The following is a 5,677-nucleotide window of genomic DNA, read 5'->3' as shown; positions in this document are numbered from 1 at the left end:
TTATTATGAGCTTGGCTTAACTGATATCAAGCTTGTTTTAAATAGTTTAGGTGATAAAGAAAGCCGAGATGCACACAGAGAGGCGCTTATTAATCACTTTAAACCAAGCATCAGTGAGTTTTGCTCTGATTGCCAAAGTCGGTTAGAGAAGAATCCACTACGCATTCTTGATTGTAAAAAAGATCGTGAGCATCCATTAATGGCTACAGCTCCTTCGATTCATGATTACTACACAGAAGAATCAGCGACTTATTTCGAACAAGTAAAGGCACATCTTGAACAGATGGGCTTACCATATGTCATTGATCCCACATTAGTGCGTGGACTTGATTATTATAATCACACTGCATTTGAAGTAATGGCAGAAGGTGAAGGCTTTGGGGCGATCACGACATTATGTGGAGGCGGACGCTACAATGGGCTTGTACAAGAATTTGGAGGACCTGAGACACCAGGAATTGGATYTGCCTTTAGTATTGAGCGATTAATCATGGCGCTAAAAGCTCAAGGGAAAGTGCCTGATTTTGGTAATCAACTCGATTGCTTTGTTGTGACTTTAGGTGATGCTGCAAAGGAAAAGTCGGTTGAGCTTCTATACCAATTACGTCAAGCAGGCATTCGTTGTGATAAAGATTATTTAGATAAAAAGATGAAAGCTCAATTCAAGGCAGCTGATCGTCTAAACGTACGCTATACAGCCATTCTTGGTGATAATGAACTTGCTGAGAAACGTATAAATGTTAAGAACATGGAAACAGGTGAGCAATTCGAGGTTGCACTTGATACCTTTATCACATATATGAAAGAGCAAGTTGAGGGAGGCAAATAAGATGATAGGTAGAACGCATCATTGTGGAGAGTTAAGAGAAGAGCATGTAGGTGAAGTGGTACAACTAAAAGGATGGGTACAAAAGCGTCGTGATCTTGGGAATGTTATTTTCCTAGATTTCCGTGACCGTTCTGGTATTGTTCAGGTTGTATTTAGCCCAGAGGTAAACAAAGAAGCATTAGAAACAGCTGAACGTGTTCGTAATGAGTATGTTTTAGAGATAGAAGGAACAGTTGTAGCTCGTGAGGAACGTACAGTAAACGATAAACTTCCTACAGGGAACATTGAGATCCATGTAACGAAGGTTGAAGTTCTAAACGCTTCTAAATCACTTCCGTTCCAAATTGAAGCAGATACGGATGCTTCTGAGGATGTTCGTCTACGTTACCGTTACTTAGACTTGCGTCGTCCTGATATGCAAGAAACATTTAAGCTGCGCCATAAAACGACGAAACTAATTCGTAACTTCTTAGATGATGAAGCATTCCTTGAGATTGAAACACCAATGCTGACAAAGAGTACACCAGAAGGGGCGCGTGATTATCTTGTTCCAAGTCGCGTGCATCACGGTGAGTTCTATGCGCTGCCACAATMACCACAAATCTTTAAGCAGCTTTTGATGGTGTCAGGCTTTGAGCGTTACTACCAAGTCGTTCGTTGTTTCCGCGATGAGGATTTACGTGCGGATCGTCAACCAGAATTTACTCAAATTGATATTGAAACATCTTTCATGGATAAAGAAGACTTGCTTTCAATGACTGAGAAAATGATGGGAAAAGTAATGAAAGAAACAAAAGGCATCGATATTTCTCTTCCGATGCAACGCCTAACTTATGAWGAAGCAATGAATCGTTACGGTTCAGATAAGCCAGATACTCGTTTTGAAATGGAACTTGTTGAGCTTTCTGAGGTTGTAGCTGACTCTAGCTTTAAAGTATTTACTAGTGCAATCAACAGCGGTGGCATTGTAAAGGGGTTAAACTTAAAAGGTGGAGCAAGTWAAATGTCTCGTAAAGAGATTGATGCTTTAACTGAGTTTGTGAAGCCTTATGGTGCGAAGGGACTTGCTTGGTTGAAAGTAGAAGCTGAAGGTCTTAAAGGTCCTGTGGCTAAATTTTTTGAAGGCGAGCAAGCAGAGAGCTTACTTGATGCAATGAATGGTGAAGAAGGAGACTTATTATTCTTTGCAGCTGATAAAAAACAAGTTGTGTTCGATAGCTTAGGTGCTCTTCGTCTGAAGTTTGGTAAAGAGTTTGACTTGATTAACAAGGCTGCATATAACTTCCTATGGGTGGTTGATTTCCCACTCGTTGAGTATGATGAAGATGCAAAACGTTTTGTGGCTCTGCATCATCCATTCACAAGTCCGAAGAAAGAAGATCGTGATCTTCTTGCAACGGATCCAGCAGCTGTCCGAGCTGAAGCCTATGATCTTGTTTTAAATGGCTATGAGCTTGGTGGTGGATCACAACGTATTTACGAGCGTGAGATCCAAGAGCATATGTTCAGAGCACTTGGTTTCACAGAAGAAGAAGCAAAAGAGCAATTCGGCTTCTTACTTGAAGCATTTGAATACGGTACACCTCCACATGGTGGTATTGCGCTTGGACTTGACCGTTTGATCATGCTACTTGCAGGTCGCACAAACTTACGTGACACGATCGCATTCCCGAAAACAGCAAGCGCAAGCTGCTTGTTAACCAATGCACCAAGTGAAGTAAGTCTTGATCAATTAATTGATTTAAACTTATCTGTCATTGGAAAGAAGTCTGATAAAGTAAAAGCTTAATAAATAGATCCCCGCTAGAGCGCATCCCGCGCAAGCGGGGTTTTTTAGAATGTGGCAATCGCATTACGTTTTCGCATAAACGAAAAAAAACATTGACTCTTCGATTCGTGATGCGTATAATCAGTTTTAATAGAAAATTCGAAACAATATGAGATAGAGATCTCATCCTTATCAAGAGTGGTGGAGGGACTGACCCTATGAAACCCGGCAACCGGTTTGTATGCCATACAAACAAAGGTGCTACGTTCAGCAGAATGTATTCATTCTGGTAGATAAGGGAAGGCAAAAAAACCTTTCCTTAGTGAAAGGTTTTTTTGTGTTTAATTCTAGATATAAAGCTAAGACGAGATAGATAAGAGGCGAGGAGAGAGAGTTATGTTAAAAGTAGCGATTCTTGGATTTGGTACAGTAGGTGGAAGCGTATATGAACGGCTAGAAAAAAGCCGTAAAACCATTGAAAAGCAAATAGATGAGCCGTTTCAAATCACAGCCATTTTGGTAAAAGATCGTCAAAAAGATCGTGCCAACCTTAAGGATGTCTTCATCACGACAGAGTGGGAACAGTTTAAAGCTCATCAAAAGTACGATATCGTATTTGAAGCGATGGGAGGGATTGAACCAGCCTTTACGTACACTCACTATTTTCTCCGGCAAGGAATTCCAGTTATCTCAGCAAATAAAAAGCTTGTGGCGCAAAAAGGTGAAGAACTTGAAGAAGTAGCGMCTTCAGGTGGAGCTTTTTATGGTTACGAAGCGGCTGTTGCGGGAGCTGTTCCGATTGTAAATGCTCTTCGTGGAACACTTGCAACGACAGCCATTAATCAAGTGAGAGGGATTTTAAATGGAACGACCAATTATATGTTGACGGAAATGATTCAAAAAGGACGTAGTTTTGCGGATGTGTTACTTGAAGCCCAGCAGTTAGGTTATGCTGAAAGTGATCCTACAGATGACATTGAAAGCTTTGATGCATGGTATAAGTTAATCATCTTAAGCCGACTCTGTTTTGGCAAATGGGCTGACCCTGAGCAGATAAGCCGTTTTGGAGTGAGTGAGATTGAAAATTGGCATGTAGAGGTGGCAAGTGATATTGGCTGCCAAGTTAAATTAGTAGGAGATGCGAGGCTTGAAGAGGGAGAGATTAAAGGCATTGTATCGCCGGCATTTGTTGTGAATGACGAACTATTAGCTTCCATTAATGGCGTTACAAATGGGGTGGTTATTTACGGCGAAGATATTCATGAATTAGCTTTTGTCGGGCCTGGGGCTGGAGGAGCTGCTACCGCTAATAGTATGGTTGAAGATTATCTTTTTCAAAAACGCTACRAAGGAGATCGAGTCGTTATAGCAGAAAGTGATTCAAAAGAGAGTGCTAATTATGATGTGGTGTTTGTCAATCAAGCAAGCTACGGAGAGTGCTTGCACTGGGCTGAGGCACATTCGGTCAACATCATTGAATCCATTCCTCATGCAGAGGGAGAGGCATGGATTGTGAAGGATGCTGCAGTCGATTACCTCTATCAGCCTGTTTATCAATTATGTGGTGACCTCAATCAAGTGAAAAGTCGTCAACATAGTAAGGTGCTCTAATCACACTAGGTTTTAATGAGATTTCGATAAGCTTCAATGAGAGCAGTGGGTTCTTCTTTAATATAATAAGTCCTTACTCCGCGGCTTGTGTGAAGATACAAGAAGCCCATCGCATTTTTTTCGGGTTTTTTACGATATGAAATATCAAATATAGATTGAATAGGGTAATGTTCATCTTTTACTGTTAACTGATCTGGAAAAAGCATCATATCATACGAGGTTTCAACAATTCTCTTTTCAGTCCAACCAATTTCTTGACTGATTTCGATACAACGTTGGGTGGCAAGTGCTTTTTTCATAACTAGATGAAGCCTCCTAAATAAGTTTATATCTACCGTACCACAGGAGTAAAAAAAGAACAAAAAAATAAATAACAGAAAATTTAGATAAAATACTTGCATGTCGTTTTCGGTCATGTTATATTTAGTTCAACAGATAAGAATCCTACGTTGTACGTAAAAACTGAGTGTTTTGAGCCAACACTTTTGAAAAGGGAGCAAGTAGTTGTTTGTTGGATTACATGCCTTTGTGTACTCTTGGAAGGAAGTAAGATAATAAGCACTGTGCACCCACCTGTGAGAGCAGGTTCAAAGCGTAAGTCAAATACGGCATAGTTGGGATTCTTAWCCTACATAACTGGGAAATGAAGCTAAATTGTTCAATTGAACAATTTAGCTTCTTTTTGTGACGAAACGTCTTAGACTTTTTCATCATGCTGTGATATATTCAAATCCGACAATAGATAGCTTTTTAGTATGCTACTAAAAGGGTATACTAGCTGGTAAATAAACCTTTTGCTTGGAAGGAGAAACGATACATGTTACATCAATTTTCACGGAATGAATTAGCTATTGGTCATGATGGATTAGACCAATTAAAAAATAGTACAGTAGCGGTACTAGGTATTGGGGGAGTTGGGTCTTTTTCAGCTGAAGCACTTGCACGATCTGGTGTGGGCCGTCTTGTATTAGTTGATAAGGATGATGTAGATATTACTAATGTCAACCGTCAAATTCATGCTTTGCTTTCTACTGTAGGACGCGAGAAAGTAGAGTTAATGAAAGAACGGATTGCAGATATAAATCCTGATTGTGAAGTTATTGCTCTAAAAATGTTTTATACAGAAGAGACCTATGAACAGTTCTTCAGCTATGGACTTGACTATGTTGTTGATGCAAGTGATACGATCTCTTATAAGATTCACCTGATGAAACAATGCTTAGAGCGTAAAATCCCTATTATCTCAAGTATGGGTGCCGCTAATAAGATGGATCCTACTCGCCTTCGTATTACGGATATTTCTAAGACAAGCTATGATCCTATGGCAAAAGTGATTCGCACAAAGCTACGTAAGGATGGCATTCATAAAGGAATCGAAGTTGTCTTCTCTGATGAACAGCCTATTAAAATACGAGAAGATATCCGTAAAGAAATTGTTCCACAAAAAGCTGAGGAAGGCCCGATTCGTA

Annotated in this window: 5 protein-coding genes, 1 other RNA gene and 1 riboswitch; of the genes, 5 read left to right on the top strand and 1 reads right to left on the bottom strand. The window is 40.0% G+C overall.

The genetic code is table 11. From position 1 onward, the window contains the following. From hisS to AB685_RS25415, 3 genes are all read left to right on the top strand, one after another. The coding region (gene hisS, locus AB685_RS25425) for a histidine--tRNA ligase (RefSeq protein ID WP_047973381.1) at positions 1-829 on the top strand (829 nt) is incomplete at its 5' end. Between the two features lies 1 nt (position 830). After that, entirely contained in the window at positions 831-2,618 is a 1,788-nt protein-coding gene (gene aspS, locus AB685_RS25420; protein ID WP_047973380.1) for an aspartate--tRNA ligase, read from the top strand. 165 nt (positions 2,619-2,783) lie between these two features. Then, positions 2,784-2,897, top strand: a riboswitch (SAM riboswitch). 96 nt (positions 2,898-2,993) lie between these two features. After that, positions 2,994-4,208 carry a homoserine dehydrogenase gene (locus tag AB685_RS25415; protein WP_047973379.1) on the top strand — a complete coding sequence of 405 codons (1,215 nt, stop codon included), beginning with the start codon at positions 2,994-2,996 and terminating at the stop codon, positions 4,206-4,208. A gap of 5 nt (positions 4,209-4,213) precedes the next feature. Here AB685_RS25415 and AB685_RS25410 read toward each other — a convergent pair whose 3' ends face one another. Continuing rightward, complete coding sequence (locus AB685_RS25410) at positions 4,214-4,507, bottom strand: hypothetical protein (protein WP_047973378.1); 294 nt, start codon at positions 4,505-4,507, stop codon at positions 4,214-4,216. Between the two features lie 139 nt (positions 4,508-4,646). Between AB685_RS25410 and ssrS the strand changes: the two genes are divergently transcribed. Together ssrS and AB685_RS25405 are read left to right on the top strand one after the other, a co-directional pair. Then, a non-coding RNA gene (gene ssrS / locus AB685_RS30630) (6S RNA) lies at positions 4,647-4,833 on the top strand. A 192-nt stretch (positions 4,834-5,025) separates the two neighbouring features. Further along, positions 5,026-5,677, top strand: a 652-nt coding sequence (locus AB685_RS25405; RefSeq protein WP_047973377.1) for a tRNA threonylcarbamoyladenosine dehydratase, incomplete at its 3' end; no start/stop codon positions are given.

The organism is Bacillus sp. LL01, from assembly GCF_001037965.1.
Note: the sequence above shows the minus strand (reverse complement) of the source record. Positions and strands in the feature narration are given on the sequence as shown.